Source organism: Streptomyces sp. P6-2-1, assembly GCF_050613165.1.
Lineage (GTDB): Bacteria > Actinomycetota > Actinomycetes > Streptomycetales > Streptomycetaceae > Streptomyces.
The window spans coordinates 5,878,483-5,896,279 of record NZ_CP192513.1 but is presented as its reverse complement, the minus strand read 5'-3'; the positions used below and the strand labels follow the sequence as shown (position 1 = coordinate 5,896,279).

Genomic DNA, 17,797 nt, shown 5'->3' with positions numbered 1-17,797 from the left:
AACGAGATGGCAACGGTGTCATGCGTTTGCTAAGTGAAGGCAGGACGCGCGGCCGGAACCGGCGCTTCCAAGAGGGTCGAATCCCCCATTTCACTCAGCGCGAGGGCGAGCGCTCCCAGGACCTCGGCCCGCCCGCCGAGGGCCCCGGGGAGCACGGAGAGCTGCCGCGCCGCGCTCGGGATCGCGTACCGCCCGACCGACTCGCGGATGGGCCCGAGGATCAGCTCCCCCGCCTCCGCGAGGTCCCCGCCGAGCACGACGCGGCTGGGATTGAGCAGATTGCAGAGGTTGGCGACCCCGCTGCCGATGTGCCGCCCCACGTCGCCCACGACGCGCCTGCACCCCGGGTCGCCCTCGCGGGCCAGGCGCACCATGCGCTCCAGGGTGAGATCGGTGCCGTGGCTGGAGTGCAGCAGCGGCAGCACGTAGCGCGCGGCCGTGAACGTCTCCAGGCAGCCGCGGTTGCCGCAGCGGCACACCGGGCCCGACTCGTCGAGCGTGATGTGCCCGATCTCGCCCGCCGTGCCGCCGGGGCCCCGGTAGATGCGCCCGTCGATGACGAGCCCGGCCCCGACGCCGCTCGCGACCTTGATGTAGGCGAGATCGCGCACGCCGCGCCCCGCGCCCCACACCAGCTCGCCGAGCGCCCCCAGGTTGGCGTCGTTGTCGACGTGCACGGGCACCCCGAGCCTTCCGCTCAGCTCCTGCGCGGGGCGGGTGCCCGACCAGCCGGGCAGGATCGACGTGGAGCCGAGCGTCCCGGACTCCACGTCGATGGGCCCCGGCACGCCGAGCCCCACGCCCGCGATCTTCGCCTCGTCCACGCCGGTCGCCGAGATGAGCCTGGCCACGACCTCCTCGGCCCGGTCCAGGCCCTGCGCGGCCGAGGCGTCCACGTCGAGCGGCTCGGACTCCTCGGCGAGCACCTGGTGCGCGAGGTTGCCGAGCGCGACCCGCAGGTGCGTGTGGCCGAAGTCGACGCCGATGACGATGCCCGCGTTGCCGCTCAGCGAGACGCTGCGCGCCCTGCGCCCGCCCGCCGACGTGGGCGTGACCTCGACGGTCCCGATCTCGCGCAGCTCGCGGACGATGTTGGAGACGGTGGCCGCGGAGAGCCCGGTCGTCCGCGCGATCTCCGCCTGCGTCAACGAGCCGGCGAGCCGCACCGCCCGTACGACGCGTTCCAGATTGGCCCGGTGCAGCGACGACTGCGACCCCGGAGTCTCCATTGCCCCATCCACTCCCGCCCTCGACCGGGCACCCCGCAGGGGGGCACCCGCGACCGGTCACTCGGAGTGACGGCGGCCACGTACAAGTTATGAACTCCAAGTTCCGCTGTCGGGGTTGCCGCAGTCAAGTCCTTGACGGAGTTCGTTGTACGGGCGTGAGCGGACCGTCACCGCGCGCAGGGGGCGGTCCAGGACACGCGGAAGACCGCGCCCGCCGCGGCCCCGAGGGGCGCGCGGCCGGCGCGGTGCTTTCCGGCCGGGCCGATGTTATGTCAGTTCGCTTGCGCGAAGGGTGAATCAGCGAGGGCATCACGGGCGCTCACACTTGCGCGCCGCTCGCCCTTCCCTCTGCCGCCGCTACTTCACGGCCCCCGCCGTGAGCCCTTCCTGCACCTGGCGCTGGAAGAGGATGTACGCGGCGAGCACCGGGAGCATCGCCATCACGAGTCCGGCGAAGAGGCCCGAGTAGTCGCCCTTGTAGCCCTGGCTCGTGGCGAGGGCCACGAGCCCCTGGGTGAGGACCTTCTTGTCCTCGTCGGTGTTGAGCACCGTGGGCAGCAGGTACTGGTTCCACTGCCCGAGGAAGTTGAAGATCCCGACGCTGATGAGCCCGGGCCGGGCCATCGGCAGCATGATCTGGAAGAAGGTACGCGTGTGGGACGCCCCGTCGATCATCGCCGCCTCGGCCACCGAGCCCGGCAGGGTACGGAAGAAGGAGGTGAGGAAGAAGACCGTGAAGGGCAGCGAGTACGCGATGTAGACGAGGATCAGGCCGTGGGTCGTGTTGAGCAGCCCGAGGTTCTTCATGACGAAGAAGAGCGGCACGAGCGCGAGGATGACGGGGAAGCTCATCCCGCCCACGAACAGGTAGTAGATGAAGCGGTTGCCGGGGAAGTCGAAGCGCGCCAGGACGTAGGCGCACATCGATCCGAGCAGCAGGGTGCCGACGAGCGAGAAGCCCACCACGACGACCGTGTGGAGGAAGTAGTCGCTCATGTGGGCGTTGGTCCACGCCCGCGACCAGTTGTCGAAGTGCAGCGAGTCCGGCAGGGCCCACGGGTGGTTGAAGATCGACCCGTCGTCCTTGAAGGAGGTCATGACCGCCCACAGGAGCGGCATGACGACGAGGATCGCCCAGATCACGAGGAAGCCGTGCGAGAAGACGTTGAGCACGCCGCCGGTCTTCGCCCCGCCGCGCGGCCTCGGTGCCCCCGCGGTGCCCGTACGGCCCGTCGTGCCCACCGGGCCGTCGGGTCCTCCCGGGCCGCCGGGGCCTTCCGGGCCGCCGGGGCCGTCCGGGCCGCCGGGGCCGTCCGGGCCGCCGGGGCCGTCCGGGCCGCCGGGGCCGTCCTGCCCGGGTACGAGGGCCCCGGGGGCCGCGTCGGCCGGCTCGCCCTGCTCCGCCGGGGGTGGGGTGTCGGTGGTCTTCATCAGAACTCCAGCCGCTCGCGCCTGCCCAGCCGCATCACGAGGCCGGAGAAGATCAGCGTGATGACGAGCAGGGCGACACCGATGGTCGTGGCGTAGCCCGCCTGTCCCTGGCCGAACGCCTTCTGGTAGACGAGCAGCGGCAGCACAGTGGTGGAGTCGGCCGGGCCGCCGGGGCCCACCGACATGATCTGGACGACGGCGAAGGCCTCCGCGCCGAGCGAGAGGATGCCCATGTAGACCCAGCCGGACTGCACGGTGTCCCACAGCAGGGGCAGGGTGAGGCGGAAGAAGGTCGTGAAGCGCCCCGCGCCGTCGAGCAGCGCCGCCTCGTACAGCTCCGAGGGGATCGAGGCCATCCCGGCCGAGAAGAGCACCACGAAGAAGCCGACCTGCGTCCACACGAGGACGGCCATGATGCACCACAGGGCGAGGTTCGGGTCCCCGAGCCACTCCGGCTGGACGCCGCCGAGACCGACGCCGCGCAGCACGGAGTTGAGCGCGCCGGTCTTCGGGTTGTAGGCGAACTGGAAGAGCAGGGCCACGATCGCGATCGAGAGGACCTGCGGGAAGAAGTAGACGATCTTGTAGAACGACGAGCCGCGTACGCCCGCGATCGCCGCGCCCTTCCTGCGCCGCCCGCCCACGTTGATCATGAACGACAGGAAGAGCGCGATGCCGAGGACGATGACGGGCAGCAGGACGACGTAGGTGACGCTGTGCTGCGCCGACTTCCAGAAGGTGTCGTCGTCGAACATCTTCTTGTAGTTGTCGAAACCGACCATCTTGAAGTCGGGGCTCAGGCCGGTCCAGTCCGTGAAGGAGTAGTAGATGGCCTGGATGAACGGCCAGATCACGAAGACCGCGTAGAGCGCGAGCGGGACGATCAGGAAGCCGATGACGAAGGGGTACTTGCCGCGGTCGGCGGCACTGCGGGGGCGCTTGCTCGCGCGGCCCTGGGCTGTTTTCCGCGTACGGCCGGTGGCCGGGGCGGACGCGAGGTCCGCTCCGGCTCCGGCTGCGCTGTGCTCGCTCGCCATCAGCTGTGCTTGTAGTGGGGGATCGAGTCGTCCTTGGCGGCGGCGTCGGCGAACTCCTGGCACTTCTTGATCGCCTCGGCCGGGCTCATGCGCCCCGCCATCATCTCGCCGAGGGCACCGACGCCGATCTTCTGCTTGTTGAGGTCGACGTACCAGTCCTGGAGGCGCGGGTTGAGGACGTTCTCGCCGGCCTTGTCGAGCGCGTCGATGCCGGACTGGAGGGCGGTGGAGAGTTCGAGCCCGTCGGTGCCGCCGTTGAGCGCGGAGAGGGACTTCACCTTCTGCGTGAAGTTCTTCGAACTGGCCTCGGAGAGCATGACGCGGAGCTGCTCCATGCCGCCGTCGGGGTTCTTGGCGTTCTTCGGGACGATGAACGGCTCGCCGCCCGACGCCCACAGGGTGCCGAAGGGCAGCGCGTCCGAGCTGTCGAGGCTGGAGGGCGCGGCGACCTTCATCTGGAAGTCCTTGGGCGTGGTCTTCGCCGCCTCGTTCTCGACCCAGGAACCGTTGGGGATGAAGAGCGCGTTGCCCTTGGTCCACTCGGTCTGCGACTGGATGTGGTCGAGGCCGGGGGTGCCCTTGAGGACGTAACCCTTCTTGTACAGCTCGTAGTACGCCTCGAAGGCGGACTTGACGGCGGGGTCCTTCCAGGCGTTCGGCTCCAGGTTGTCGATCGCGTCGAGTACCTTGCGGCCGCCGATCTTGCCGATGAACGGGAAGAGCGAGAACGGGATGTAGTACGGGTACTTGCCCGCGTAGGTCCAGCCGGCGATGCCCTTCTTCTTCGCCGCGGCGCAGACCTTGAGCATGTCGTCCCAGGTCTCGGGGTACTCCACCTCCAGCTTGTCGAGGGCGGTCTGCGAGTACCACACGCCGTAGACGGTGTAGGCGTAGTTGAAGACGTAGCAGGCCTCGCCCTCGTACTGGCCCATCTCGACGATGCCGGGGCGCAGTGTGTCGCGCACCTTCTTGGCCGGGTCGTCGTAGGAGGGCGCGTCGAGGAGCGGGGTGAGGTCGGCGAGCTGCTTCTTGCCGACGAGGACGCCCATGTCCATCTGCTCGGCGCCGGAGTTGTCGATGAGGTCCGGCGGGGTGCCGCCGTTGAAGCGCGGCTGGAGCGTGGACTGGATCTTCTGGGTGGGAGTGAACTTCACCTTCGCCTTGGGGAAGTTCTTCTCGTAGATCGCGACGGCGTCCTTGCCGTACTCGCTGCCGAAGCCCCCGTCGAAGAGGACGAAGTCGAGCGGCGCGCTCTCATTGACGCCGAGCGGGTTCTTCCCGCTCTTGGTGCCCTTCTTCTCCGGCTTGTCGTCGGAGCCGCTGTCGCTGCTGGCACAGGAGGCCAGGAAGCTCATCGTGGGCACGGTGACGAGACCGATCGCGGCGGAACGCTTGATGAGGTCGCGCCGGCCGAGACCGTGGCCGTTCGCTCGGGAAGATCCCATGCTCAAGTCCTCGCTTTCATCCAGGACTCAGGCGGTGAACCGGACCTTCCCCGGCACCGCGGTGAAGTGTGACTGGGGTCGTGCTGGAACTGCGGGGTGGTGCGCGCCGGTTGGGTGCGGAACGGCGCCGTGCGAGCGTGGCCGCCCGTGTGTCCGTGCCCTTCTCCCCCGGTTCCGCGCGGGTCCGGCTTTCCGGCCCGGGCGGTCGCCGACAGGTATAGTCCACTTGCGGTACAGGGGGCAAGATCGAAAGCCTCATTGGCCTTGGAACTTTCCCTAGTTGAGACATCGGGGAAACGCCAGGTAGCCGGAGGTGTCGGCAACTTCCCAGTACAGAGGGGTTTTTGGGGACGCGTGCACCGGCGATTGTTCCCCCGCTCAACGAAGTACGGGACAGGGTGCGGGAGTTCGGGAGAGCGCGCAGGAATGAGGCGCTCCGCTTTCAGCGAGGACGCGAAAGGGCCCCCTCCCGTCGCCGGGAAGGGGCCCTCACCGTGTGCCGCCGCCCTCAGGGGCGGGCTCGCGTCACTTGCGGATCAGCGAGCGGAGCACGTACTGCATGATGCCGCCGTTGCGGTAGTAGTCCGCCTCGCCGGGGGTGTCGATGCGGACGACCGCGTCGAACTCCACGCCGGTGTCGGTGGTGACCTTGACCGTGCGCGGGGTCGTGCCGTTGTTCAGCTCGGTCACGCCGGAGAAGGAGAAGGTCTCCTCGCCGGTGAGGCCGAGGGTCTCGGCGGTCTGGCCCTCGGGGAACTGGAGCGGCAGGACGCCCATGCCGATGAGGTTCGAGCGGTGGATGCGCTCGTACGACTCGGCGATGACGGCCTTGACGCCGAGGAGCGCGGTGCCCTTGGCCGCCCAGTCGCGCGAGGAGCCGGAACCGTACTCCTTGCCCGCGAGGACGACGAGCGGGATGCCCTGCTCGATGTAGTGGCGCGAGGCGTCGTAGATGAAGCCGACCGGGCCGCCCTCCTGCGTGAAGTCACGCGTGAAGCCGCCCTCGGTGCCCGGCGCGATCTGGTTGCGCAGGCGGATGTTGGCGAAGGTGCCGCGGATCATGACCTCGTGGTTCCCGCGGCGGGAGCCGTAGGAGTTGAAGTCGCGCCGCTCGACACCGTGCTCGGTGAGGTACTTGCCGGCCGGGGTATCGGCCTTGATGGCACCGGCGGGGGAGATGTGGTCGGTGGTGACCGAGTCGCCGAGCTTGGCGAGCACGCGGGCGCCGGAGATGTCCTGGACCGGGGCCGGCTCCATCTCCATGCCCTCGAAGTACGGGGGCTTGCGCACGTAGGTGGACTGCGGGTCCCACTCGAAGGTGTTGCCGGTGGGGACCGGGAGGGCCTGCCACTGGGCGTCGCCCGCGAAGACGTCCTCGTAGGACTTCTCGAACATGTCCTCGCCGATGGCGCTGGCGACGACCTCGTTCACCTCGGCCTCGCTCGGCCAGACGTCCGCGAGGAAGACGGGGGCGCCGTTCTGGTCGGTGCCGAGCGCGTCCTTGGTGATGTCGATCTTCATCGACCCGGCGAGCGCGTAGGCGACGACGAGGGGCGGGGACGCCAGGTAGTTCATCTTGACGTCGGGGTTGATCCGGCCCTCGAAGTTGCGGTTGCCGGAGAGCACCGAGGTGACGGCCAGGTCGTTGTCGTTGACGGCCTGGGAGACCTCGTCGGGCAGCGGGCCCGAGTTGCCGATGCAGGTCGTGCAGCCGTAACCGACCAGGTTGAAGCCGACCTTGTCGAGGTACGGGGTCAGGCCCGCCTTGTCGAAGTAGTCGGTGACGACCTTCGAGCCCGGGGCGAGCGTGGTCTTGACCCACGGCTTGCGGGTCAGGCCCTTCTCGACCGCCTTCTTCGCCACGAGCGCGGCGGCGACCATGACGTACGGGTTCGATGTGTTGGTGCAGGAGGTGATCGCGGCGACGGTGACGGCGCCGTGGTCCAGCTCGTACGTCGTGCCGTCGGGGGCGGTCACGGTCGCCGGGTTGCTCGGCACGCCGTTGGAGACGGCCGGCGAGTCGGAGGCCGGGAAGGACTCCTGGCCCGCCTCGTCCACGCCCGCGTCGGAGACGTAGTTGCGCACGTCGCTGACGAACTGCTGGGCGGCCTCGGCCAGGACGATGCGGTCCTGGGGGCGCTTCGGGCCCGCGATGGAGGGGACGACCGTGGAGAGGTCCAGCTCCAGCTTCTCGGAGAAGTCCGGCTCGGCGGCCGGGTCGAGCCACAGGCCCTGCTCCTTGGCGTACGCCTCGACCAGGTCGACCTGCTGCTTGCTGCGGCCCGTCAGGCGCAGGTAGTTCAGCGTCTCGCCGTCGATCGGGAAGATCGCGGCGGTGGAGCCGAACTCCGGCGACATGTTGCCGATGGTGGCGCGGTTGGCGAGCGAGGTGGCGGCGACGCCCTCGCCGTAGAACTCGACGAACTTGCCGACCACACCGTGCTTGCGGAGCATCTCGGTGATGGTGAGCACGAGGTCGGTCGCGGTGGTGCCGGGCTTCAGCTCACCCGTGAGCTTGAAGCCGACGACGCGCGGGATGAGCATCGAGACCGGCTGGCCGAGCATCGCGGCCTCGGCCTCGATGCCGCCGACGCCCCAGCCGAGCACGCCGAGGCCGTTGACCATCGTGGTGTGCGAGTCGGTGCCGACGAGCGTGTCGGGGTACGCCTGGCCGCCCCGGACCATGACGGTACGGGCCAGGTGCTCGATGTTGACCTGGTGGACGATGCCGGTGCCCGGCGGGACGACCTTGAACTCGTCGAAGGCGGTCTGGCCCCAGCGCAGGAACTGGTAGCGCTCGCGGTTGCGGCCGTACTCCAGCTCCACGTTCTCCTTGAACGCTTCGTTGGTGCCGAACTTGTCCGCGATGACCGAGTGGTCGATGACCAGCTCGGCGGGGGCGAGCGGGTTGATCTTGGAGGCGTCGCCGCCCAGCTCCTTGACGGCCTCGCGCATCGTGGCGAGGTCGACGACGCAGGGAACGCCGGTGAAGTCCTGCATGATCACGCGGGCGGGGGTGAACTGGATCTCCTGGCTCGGCTGGGCCTGCGAGTCCCAGTTGCCGATGGCCCGGATGTGGTCGGCGGTGATGTTCGCGCCGTCCTCCGTGCGGAGCAGGTTCTCCAGCAGCACCTTGAGGCTGTAGGGAAGGCGAGCAGAGCCCTCGACCTTGTCCAGCCTGAAGATCTCGTACGACTCGTCACCCACGCGCAGCGTGCTGCGGGCGTCGAAGCTGTTCGCCGACACGACAGTCTCCTTCATTTCTGTGCGCGTACCACCACAATGCTGCCGCCATGCCGCCGATCCCGTCAGCTAAGGTAGGGCTTAGTTAGGTAACCCTTACCCGGGGCGGCGGTCGCGGTGCGCCTCGGCAGATATCTCGATGTCGAGATAACCCTAATACACGCGGCCCGCCCGGTCATGCCCCGGGCCGCCGGGCGCTGCACGGGAAGCGGACGGCACGGGGCGGCCCGGCGGCGACGCGGGAGGAGGGACGCCGGGAGTTCTGGGGCGTTTTCGTACGGTTACGCCCTGCCGGAATCGCGGGTTTCGCGCCGCCCGGCGCGGTACGGCCATTGCGGTGGCGGTACGGGCGCGTGGCGCGCGTCACCCTCGGCCCCCGGGCGCTCAGCACGCGGGCGGGCCCGCCTCGACGCGGCGCGGGACGGGGCGAGCCGGTCGACGCGCTCCCCGTCCCCGCCCGGCGCCCGCCCCACCACGTCGCCCCGCCTCCGCGTACGGCGCGATCAGTTCGGCCGCACGGTCCGGGTCGCGCGGCGAGAGGCCGCCGGTCCGCACGGGCGGGCGCGGGCGCCGCACGCTCGCGGGCAGCAACTGGGCGCCCTCCACGGTCCAGTGGGCACCGTGGTGCGTGACGCGCTCGCCCGTCCAGTAGCGGGCGAGCGGCCCGAGGCCCTCGTCGAGCGTCCCGGCGAGGACGCGCGGGTTTGTGGGCTCGCCGAAGGCTTCGCCCTCGACCGGGCCGCCGAGACCGGCGCCGAGGACGACCCGGCCGCCGCTGAGCGCGTCGAGCGTGGCGACCTGGCGGGCGCGTGGGCGGGGGCGGCGGCGCGGGACGGGGACGAGGAGGGTGCCCGGGCGCAGGCGCGCGGTGGCGAGCGCCGCGGCCGTGCGGAGCATCCAGGGGTCGCCGAAGGGAACACCCCTGCCGCGCTCCCCGTCGTGCCGCACGTGGTCCCGCGGTGCCGCACGTGGTCCCGCGGTGCCGCACGTGATCCCGCACGAAGAGCCCGTCCCAGCAGGCCTCCTCCGCGATGCGGGCCCGGAGGGCGACCGTGCGCGGGTCGGCGAAGTCACCGAAGCCGGGGATGTTCACGCCGTAGCGCATGAGCGCGCCCTGCGGCGGGTACACGAGGCGGCGCAACGGCTCCGGGGCACGCGCTGTCGCCCGAGTGGCGCGGACGGCGCTGCCGGGGTTCACTGAAATGCCCTCACCTTGCCTGCTGCGCAGCGGGCATGACGCCCCGCGGCCCGGCGGCACGCGACCTCACGGGCCCCTCACCCCCCAAGCGGCGACGATCTCATATCTGAGATAGCCTGCGTTCATGGCAGACGATTACCTCGTACGCATCGGCAAGCTCATCCGTGACGCCCGTCAGCATCGCGGCTGGTCACAGGCGCAGCTCGCCGAAGCGCTGGCCACGAGCCAGAGTGCGGTGAACAGGATCGAGCGCGGGAATCAGAACATCAGTCTTGAGATGATCGCACGTATCGGGGAGGCCCTGGACAGCGAGATCGTCTCGCTCGGGTACTCCGGCCCGATGCACCTGCGGGTGGTCGGCGGTCGCCAGCTGTCGGGAGCGATCGACGTCAAGACGAGCAAGAACGCCTGCGTCGCGCTGCTGTGCGCGAGCCTGCTCAACAAGGGCCGTACGACGCTGCGGCGCGTGGCCCGCATCGAGGAGGTCTACCGTCTCCTCGAAGTCCTCTCGTCGATCGGCGTCAAGGCGCGCTGGATCAACGAGGGCAAGGACCTGGAGCTGGTCCCCCCTGCCGAGCTGAACATGGCGGCGATCGACGCGGACGCGGCGCGCCGCACCCGTTCGATCATCATGTTCCTGGGCCCGCTGCTGCACCGCATGGACCACTTCACGCTCCCGTACGCGGGCGGCTGCGACCTCGGGACGCGGACCATCGAGCCGCACATGATCGCGCTGCGCCGCTTCGGTCTCGACATCACGGCGACCGAGGGGCTGTACCACGCGGCCGTGGAGCGGGCCATCGTCCCCGACCGCCCGATCGTGCTGACCGAGCGCGGCGACACCGTGACCGAGAACGCGCTGCTCGCCGCCGCGCGCAACAGCGGCGTCACGACGATCCGCAACGCCTCGTCGAACTACATGGTCCAGGACCTGTGCTTCTTCCTGGAGGCCCTGGGCGTACGGGTCGACGGCATCGGCACCACGACGCTCACGGTGCACGGCGTGCCCGACATCGACGTCGACGTGGACTACTCGCCCTCCGAGGACCCGGTCGAGGCGATGAGCCTCATCGCCGCCGCCGTCGTCACGGAGTCCGAACTCACCGTGCGCCGCGTGCCGATCGAGTTCCTGGAGATCGAGCTGGCGGTCCTGGAGGAGATGGGTCTCGACCACGACCGCTCCACGGAGTACGTCGCGGACAACGGCCGCACCCGCCTGACCGACCTGACGGTCCGTCCCTCCAAGCTGGAGGCGCCGATCGACAAGATCCACCCCATGCCCTTCCCCGGCCTGAACATCGACAACGTCCCGTTCTTCGCGGCGATCGCCGCCGTGGCCCAGGGCAAGACCCTCATCCACGACTGGGTCTACGACAACCGCGCGGTCTACCTGACCGACCTCAACCGCCTCGGCGGCCGTCTCCAGCTCCTCGACCCGCACCGCGTCCTGGTCGAGGGCCCGACCCGCTGGCGCGCCTCCGAGATGATGTGCCCGCCCGCGCTGCGCCCGGCGGTCGTCGTCCTCCTCGCGATGATGGCGGCCGAGGGCACCTCGGTCCTGCGCAACGTCTACGTCATCAACCGGGGCTACGAGGACCTGGCGGAGCGCCTCAACTCGGTGGGCGCCCAGATCGAGACGTTCAGGGACATCTGAGCCGCGCGTGCCGCCGCGCTCCTCCCCGTCCTGCCGACCGGCGGGGCGGTGCGGGGTGCGGCGGCAACGGGCCGGGGGCCGCGGAGACCGGAACCCCTGGCGCGGTCGCGCGGCCGCGGAGGAGAACGGCCGTCGCCTCGCCCGGCGGTCCCGACCCCGACGCCGCGACCGCCTCGGCCGCTTTGGCCGCCTCGGCCGCCTTGGCCGTCGGCCGGGAAATGTCGTCGGAGGTGGCCGAACGCCACTCCCCCGAGGGCTCCTTGCCGCCGCTCTTCCGGTCGGCTCAGGAGGTCAGGAGGGGGTGCCCGCGACCGCCGGGGTGGGGGCGGGGGCGCCCTCGGCGGCGACGCGACCGGGGATGAGGCCCGGCCGGCGCAGAACGAACATCACAGCGAGCAGCGCCACCGCGCTCGCCGCGCCCAGCAGGGCGAACGTGAAACGCCCCGTCGTCTCGTAGAGCGCCACACCGATCAACGGGCCGACGACGTTGCCGAGATCGGAGACCAGGCCGAAGAGCCCGTACGCCTTGCCGTCGTCGGCGCTGGCCGCCTTCAGCTCCACCACCCCCCGCCGCGCCGCGAGGAACAGCGTCGCGTAGCCCGCCATGTAGACCAGGAAGCACGCGGCGACCACCCAGACGGACGTCCCCGCGGCCAGCGCGCCCAGGCCGACGGCGCTGAGCGCCAGGCCCGTCACGGTCAGGCGCCGCAGCGACGGCGTGAAGCGGCCCATCAGCCACATGACGAGCGCGGACATCGCCAGTCCCCCGACGAGCACCGCCGAGATCACGGAGCGGGAGGAGTCCGCGTCCACGGCGCGCAGGTGCAGGGGCAGCAGCGGCTCCAGCGCCGAGTAGACGACGAAGGTGAACATGTCCATCAGGCCGAGGAGCAGCGCCCACACGTACCAGCGGGACGCGGCGGCGGGGACGGCCGCGGTCGCGGCGGGCGCCGCCGGGGCGGGCGCGTCCTGGCCCCGCCGCACGTCCCCGGCGCCTGTGCCCGGGTCCGCGGGCGTGCCCGCGCCGGGCGCCGGTTCGTCGTCGGGTCCGGGAATCGCCAGGACGAGGCCGACCGCCGTCAGCGCCGTGACCGCCGCCCCGGCGAGGAAGAGGCCCGTGAGCGAGGCGGGCCCCGCCAGACCGGCGATGAGCGGCCCGAGGAGGAAACCCGCGATGGCGGCGGCCCCGAAGGAGCCCATCATGCGGCCCGTCGGGACGCCGTGGCGGCGGCACAGGGCCGTCATCCCGGCGTAGAGGGCGGGACTCACCAGGCCCTCGCCGACGCCCCACACGACGCGGGCGGCGAGCAGGGCCGCCCCGTTGCCCGCGAGGGCGGTGGCGGCGATGCCGACGGCCGCGAGGAGCATCGACAGCATGGCCACCCGGTCGGCGCGCCACCGGTCCACCCACCAGCCGCCGAGCGGCTGCGCCAGCGCCTTCGCCGCCGCGAAGAGCGCGAAGGTGAGCGCCACCACGAGCGGGCCCGCGCCGACCCTGTCCTCCAGGTCCGGCACGAACGGGATCATGACGGTGTACGAGGCGTTCACGCTGACGACGGCCGCCAGCAGCAGCGCCGCGCGGCGCCGGGCCGCTCCCATCGACTACTCCCCCTTGATGTAGGCCGACAGTTCGGTGTGCATCCGCCGCAGTCCGGGGACCAGGTCCGGGCGCGGCCCCGGCGCGTACACCAAGGCGTACAGGTCCGTGCCCGTCAGCGCGTGCCGCTCCTTGAAGCGGTAGTTGTCCCGGCCCCACTCCAGGCGCCGCACGCCGTTGGCGTAGGCCCACTCGGTGCCCCGGTACATGAGCGCGACGTACGTGCTCAGGTCGTGCAGGCTCGCGTAGCTGACGCCGCCGCACATGAAGGTGACCTCGGTGCCGCGCCGGAAGGAGAAGAACGCCCCGACGAGCCGGCCGTGCGCCTCGGCGACGAGGAGGAACGCCCCTGGCACCTCCAGCAGGGCGGCCAGGGACGCCTCGTCGAAGAGCGGTGGCCAGTCGTTCTTGTCGCTGGTGTCGACCGTCAGCGGGTACACGGCGGGCACGAGGGCGCGTGCCTCCGCCCCCTGAACCACCCGTACCGTCAGGCCGCGTTCGTCGGCCCGGCGCAGGCGTCGGGCCACGTCCCTGCGGATCTTGTTGGTGACGCGGTGGAGCTGGGTGTCGAGGTCGGGGGCGAGGTCGGTGGCGTAGGTGCGCTCCAGGAGCAGGCGCCCCACGGGCTCGCCCGCCACCCGCAGCCAGTCCGCCACGCCCTCCTCGGTGAGGTTGGGGACGACGAGGAGTTCCCCTGCGCCCTCGGCGATCCACTCCATCGCCGTGGAGTGCGCCCCCTCGATGAGGGCGGCGGGCACGTGGCCGCGCCGGGTGTACATGGAGTACGGCGAGCCGGCGAAGACGACGGGGTCGCCGAAGCGGCCGACGAGGCCCACCTGCCGCTCGTAGCCGTCCCAGAAGGGGCTCTCGTGCAGGGCGTACAGGGGCAGCACCGCCGTGCCGCCCTCGGCGTCCGGGGCGGTGTGCACGTACGCGGTGCGGGCGCGGCGTTCGACCGTGACCCGCTCCCAGCCGCGCAGCCACGGCGCCGAGTCGTAGAGGCAACTGGGCACCACCCGCTCCGGCACCGTCGGTGAGATGCGCCAGCGGGGCGCGGTCACCACGCCCTGCCCGGTGCGCGTGACGTCCATCCCGCAACCTCCTGCTCGGCCGTCCCGGTCACGTCCTGGCCAGGCTAGGAGCCGGCGCTCTCACCGCGCTCTCACGGACGGCCTCCCGGCGCTCTCGTGGGCGCGGAGCCGGGTGAGAGGGGCGGGAGAACGACGGCCCGTAGGTTCCCTGGCGGGCTCCGGCCCACGACGCCCGGCCCGCACCAGCCGGCTCCGGGCCGGTCAGGCGCAGTCCTAGCTCACCTGGAGAGAGACATGACGGCACAGCTGGCGATGTTCGGTAGCAAGCCCGTGGTGGAGCCGGAGCACCGGCGCCTGGAGTGGCCGGTGGTGACGCAGGCCGACAGGGATGCCGTGCTGCGCGTCCTGGACAGCCGCAAGTTCACCGTCGGCGCGAAGAACGAGCCGGAGATCAGCGGCCTGGAGAGCGAGTGGGCCGAGTTCTGCGACACCCGGTACGCGGTCGCCGTCAACAGCGGCACGGTGGCGCTGGAGCTGGCGCTGACGGCGCTGGGCATCCAGCCGGGCGACGAGGTGATCGTCCCCGCGCTGAGCTACGTGGCGACGGCGATGGCACCGCTGTACCAGCTCGCGGTGCCGGTGTTCGTCGACATCGACCCCGTCACCTTCAACATCGACGTGCGGCGCGTCGAGGAGAAGATCACCGACCGTACGCGCGCCATCATCCCCGTCCACCTGGGCGGGCTGCCCGCCGACATGGACGAGATCCGGGCCCTGGCGCGCCGTCACGGCCTGCTGGTGATCGAGGACGCCGTGCAGGCGCAGGGCGGCACGTACCGCGGCGAGACGGCCGGTTCGATGGGTGCCGCCTCGGTGTTCAGCCTCAACGTGGAGAAGTCGGTCCCGACCTGCGGCGAGGGCGGGCTGATCGTCACCGACGACGAGGAGGTGGCCACGCGCTGCCGCAGTCTGCGGGTGCTGGGCGAGGACCTGAGCACCGACGAGCGGCTGTACGTGTCCGCCACGCGCGGCTCCAACCTCAAGCTCTCCTCCGTCCTGGCCGCGTTCACCCGGGCGCAGCTCGGGCGGTTCTGGGACTACCAGGAGCGGCGGGACAAGAACATCCCGGTGTTCCTGGAGCGGCTGGGGGCGCTGCCGGGGATCGTCGTTCCCACGGCACCGGACGACCGCACCCACATGTGGCACATGCTGCGGTTCCGGTTCGACCCGCGCGCGGCGGGCCTGGAGGAGGTGGCGGCAGGCCCGTTCCGGCAGGCGCTGCGCCGGGTGCTGCTCGCCGAGGGGGTGCCGCTGACCCACTACCAGATCATCCCGCTGCCCGGTCAGCCGGTGTTCCAGAAGCAGGACGCGTACGGCAAGGGCTACCCGTGGTCGCTGCCGGGGGTCAACCCGCAGCGGTACGACCTGGCGGACTACCCCGTCACCTGCCAGGTCATCGAGGACTCGCTGTGCCTGCGCCGGATGCACCTCAACCCGGACGCGGGCCCGGCGCTGGACGCCTACGCGAGCGCGTTCGAGCGGGTGTGGGAGAACCTGGACGTCGTCGGGCGCATCGCCCGTTCGCTGGACTACGCGCCGCCGTGGGCGGTCGTGAAGGGTCACGAAGGCGCGGGGAGGACGGCGTGAGCGTGCCGGTGGCGGCCGGGACGGCGCCCGCGGAGGCGGCCGGGACCGCGGAGGTCGCGGGGGCGGCGCAGGCGGGCGAGGCGACGCAGGCTCCGGAGGCGGCGAAGGTCGAGGGGGCGGCGCAGGCTCCGGAGGCGGCGCAGGCCGGTGAGGTCGCGGAGGCCGTCGCCGTACGGGAGTTGCCTCTCGATCCCCACGACGAGTTGCGGGAAAGGGCGCTGGCGGTGCGGGAGCACGTGCTGCGGATGGCCGCAGGCACGGCCGGTGCGCACGTCGGCGGCTGCCTCTCGGCCACCGACGTGCTGGTGGCGCTGTACTTCCGTGTGCTGCGGCTGCGGCCCGACGAGCCCCGGTGGGAGGGGCGCGACCGCTTCGTGCTGAGCAAGGGCCACGCGGGGGCGGCCCTGTACGCCACCCTCGCCGAACGGGGCTTCTTCCCCGTGGCCGCTCTCGACACCTACGGCACGCCCGCCGGGCATCTCGCGGCGCACCCGACACCGGCGGTCCCGGGCGTGGAGTTCGCCACCGGCTCCCTCGGCCACGGTCTCTCGCTGGCCACCGGGCTGGCGCTGGCCGCCCACCGGACCGGCACGGACACCCGCGTCTACACCCTGCTGGGCGACGGGGAGTTGCAGGAGGGGTCCAACTGGGAGGCGGCGATGTCCGCCGCGCACCTGGGTCTCGACCGCCTCACCGCCGTCGTGGACCGGAACCGGTTGCAGATCAGCGGCGGCACCGAGGAGCGCATGGGCCTGGAGCCGCTGGCCGACAAGTGGCGCGCCTTCGGATGGCGCGTGACGGAGACCGACGGGCACGACTTCACCCGGCTGTTGCCCGCGCTGGAACAGCCCCCCGAGCCGGGCCGCCCCTCGGTCGTCATCGCCGACACCGTCAAGGGCCGGGGGGTGCGGCACCTGGAGCACCGCAAGCAGGGCCACTTCGCGAAGCTGTCGGCGCCCGCGTACGACCGGGCGCTGGCCGCGCTGCGGACCGGGCGGGCCGCGCGGTGAGCGGCGTGCCGACGGCGGCAGGCCCCGCGCCCGTACCCGCCTTCGCCCGGGCGGTCCAGGAGGCCGCGGGTCCCCACGCGCCGCGGTGGGACGGCTCGGACCGTACCGCCTACCGGATCGCGCTGCTGGAAGTCGCCCTGGCCGACCGGCGGATCTGGTGCCTGGACTCCGACATGGGCGGCCTGGAGAAGTCGTTCCAGGCGGCGCTGCCCGAGCGGTACGCGGACCTGGGGATCGCCGAGGCGAACATGATGTCCGTCGCGGCGGGCCTCGCGGCGACGGGCGTACGGCCCTTCGTCAACACCTTCGCCGCTTTCGCCTCCGCGCGGGCCCTGGAACAGGTCAAGACGGATATCGCCTACCCGGGCCTGCCGGTGCGGATCGTCGCCACCCACTCCGGCCTGTCCGCCGGGCACCTGGGGCCGACCCACCATGCCACGCAGGACCTGGCGGCGCTGCGGACGCTGCCGGGGATGACGGTGATGACGCCCGCCGACGCCGAGGAGACGGTGCGGATGGTGCGGGCGGCGGCCGAACTGCCCGGACCGGTGTACATCCGCCTGGGCCGGGGGCCGGCCGAAGCGGTGGGCGGTCCTGCGGAGTTCACCGTCGGCCGGGCGCGGCGGCTGCGCGAGGGCGGGGACGTGACGCTCGTCGCCGCGGGCTCGCTCCCCGTCCTCCTCGCGCTGCGCGCCGCGCGGACGCTGGCCGCCGAGGGTGTCCGCGCCGCCGTCCTGGACATGCACACGATCAAGCCGCTGGACGTCGCCGCCCTGGTGGCCGCGGCCCGCGCGGGGGCCGGCCTCGTCACGGTCGAGGACCACTCGGTGCTCGGCGGGCTCGGCGGCGCCGTCGCCGAGGCGCTCGCCGCGCACGCCCCGGCGCGGGTGGTGGCCCTGGGCGTCCCCGACGCCTTCGCCACCCGGCCCGGCGGGCACCAGGAGCAGCTCGCCGACGCGGGCGTCACCGCGGAGGCGGTGCACCGCGCCGCGCGGGCCGTCGTCGACGGCCACCCCTACGACCCTCACCCGCACCACCACCCGCACCACCCGCACCACGCCCCGCACCATCCGAGTCACGAGGAGAACGAGTCATGACCACCGCCGTTACCAACGCCTGCCCCGAGTGCGCGGGAATCGTCGCCGCGCCCGCCCCCGTCCGTGTGTCGTCCATCGTCGTCTGCCCGTCCTGCTCCGTGGAGCTGGAGGTCATCTGCGTGGACCCGGTCGAGTACGCGCTCGCGCCGGAGATCGAGGAAGACTTCGGGGAGTGACC

The 17,797-nt window shown here is 71.7% G+C and carries 13 protein-coding genes; 5 read left to right on the top strand and 8 right to left on the bottom strand.

The features are described 5' to 3' along the window. Nucleotides 1-29: 29 nt before the first annotated feature. From ACQYWQ_RS24910 to ACQYWQ_RS24885, 6 genes are all read right to left on the bottom strand, one after another. Nucleotides 30-1,229 carry an ROK family transcriptional regulator gene (locus tag ACQYWQ_RS24910; RefSeq protein ID WP_431037618.1) on the bottom strand — a complete coding sequence of 400 codons (1,200 nt, stop codon included), beginning with the start codon at nt 1,227-1,229 and terminating at the stop codon, nt 30-32. Between the two features lie 357 nt (nt 1,230-1,586). Next, nucleotides 1,587-2,660, bottom strand: coding sequence for a carbohydrate ABC transporter permease (locus tag ACQYWQ_RS24905; protein ID WP_431037616.1), 1,074 nt, complete (start codon nt 2,658-2,660; stop codon nt 1,587-1,589). After that, the gene (locus ACQYWQ_RS24900) at nt 2,660-3,697 is read right to left on the bottom strand and encodes a carbohydrate ABC transporter permease (protein ID WP_431037613.1); all 1,038 of its coding nucleotides are present in this window, start codon (nt 3,695-3,697) and stop codon (nt 2,660-2,662) included. The genes ACQYWQ_RS24905 and ACQYWQ_RS24900 overlap by 1 nt, the downstream gene beginning before the upstream one ends. Further along, nucleotides 3,697-5,142, bottom strand: a complete 1,446-nt coding sequence (gene ngcE, locus ACQYWQ_RS24895; protein ID WP_431037611.1) for an N-acetylglucosamine/diacetylchitobiose ABC transporter substrate-binding protein — start codon at nt 5,140-5,142, stop codon at nt 3,697-3,699. Before ngcE ends, ACQYWQ_RS24900 begins: the two co-directional genes overlap by 1 nt. Nucleotides 5,143-5,667: 525 nt before the next feature. Next, nucleotides 5,668-8,388 (bottom strand): aconitate hydratase AcnA, encoded by a 2,721-nt coding sequence (gene acnA / locus ACQYWQ_RS24890; protein ID WP_431037610.1) that lies wholly within the window; start codon nt 8,386-8,388, stop codon nt 5,668-5,670. A gap of 381 nt (nt 8,389-8,769) precedes the next feature. Then, a complete protein-coding gene (locus tag ACQYWQ_RS24885; protein WP_431037608.1) occupies nt 8,770-9,333 on the bottom strand; it encodes an LLM class flavin-dependent oxidoreductase in 564 nt (187 codons plus the stop codon). Nucleotides 9,334-9,707: 374 nt separating this feature from the next. Between ACQYWQ_RS24885 and ACQYWQ_RS24880 the strand changes: the two genes are divergently transcribed. After that, nucleotides 9,708-11,237, top strand: coding sequence for a UDP-N-acetylglucosamine 1-carboxyvinyltransferase (locus ACQYWQ_RS24880; protein WP_431037607.1), 1,530 nt, complete (start codon nt 9,708-9,710; stop codon nt 11,235-11,237). Nucleotides 11,238-11,528: 291 nt separating this feature from the next. Here ACQYWQ_RS24880 and ACQYWQ_RS24875 read toward each other — a convergent pair whose 3' ends face one another. Both ACQYWQ_RS24875 and ACQYWQ_RS24870 read right to left on the bottom strand, forming a co-directional pair. Continuing rightward, a complete protein-coding gene (locus tag ACQYWQ_RS24875) occupies nt 11,529-12,836 on the bottom strand; it encodes an MFS transporter (protein WP_431037605.1) in 1,308 nt (435 codons plus the stop codon). A 3-nt stretch (nt 12,837-12,839) separates the two neighbouring features. Continuing rightward, complete coding sequence (locus ACQYWQ_RS24870; RefSeq protein ID WP_431037603.1) at nt 12,840-13,925, bottom strand: GNAT family N-acetyltransferase; 1,086 nt, start codon at nt 13,923-13,925, stop codon at nt 12,840-12,842. A gap of 234 nt (nt 13,926-14,159) precedes the next feature. Here ACQYWQ_RS24870 and ACQYWQ_RS24865 point away from each other — a divergent pair, with 234 nt between their 5' ends. From ACQYWQ_RS24865 to ACQYWQ_RS24850, 4 genes are read left to right on the top strand one after another with little or no spacing between them, the layout of a single operon-like run. Then, nucleotides 14,160-15,512 carry a DegT/DnrJ/EryC1/StrS family aminotransferase gene (locus ACQYWQ_RS24865; RefSeq protein WP_431037601.1) on the top strand — a complete coding sequence of 451 codons (1,353 nt, stop codon included), beginning with the start codon at nt 14,160-14,162 and terminating at the stop codon, nt 15,510-15,512. Further along, complete coding sequence (locus tag ACQYWQ_RS24860; protein ID WP_431037599.1) at nt 15,509-16,522, top strand: transketolase; 1,014 nt, start codon at nt 15,509-15,511, stop codon at nt 16,520-16,522. The genes ACQYWQ_RS24865 and ACQYWQ_RS24860 overlap by 4 nt, the downstream gene beginning before the upstream one ends. 5 nt (nt 16,523-16,527) lie before the next feature. Next, on the top strand, nt 16,528-17,619 hold the full coding sequence (locus tag ACQYWQ_RS24855; RefSeq protein ID WP_431037597.1) for a transketolase family protein: 1,092 nt from the start codon (nt 16,528-16,530) through the stop codon (nt 17,617-17,619). Next, nucleotides 17,616-17,795: a lysine biosynthesis protein LysW gene (locus tag ACQYWQ_RS24850; RefSeq protein ID WP_431037595.1), complete on the top strand. Its 180-nt coding sequence runs from the start codon at nt 17,616-17,618 to the stop codon at nt 17,793-17,795. Before ACQYWQ_RS24855 ends, ACQYWQ_RS24850 begins: the two co-directional genes overlap by 4 nt. The last annotated feature ends 2 nt before the right edge of the window (nt 17,796-17,797 follow it).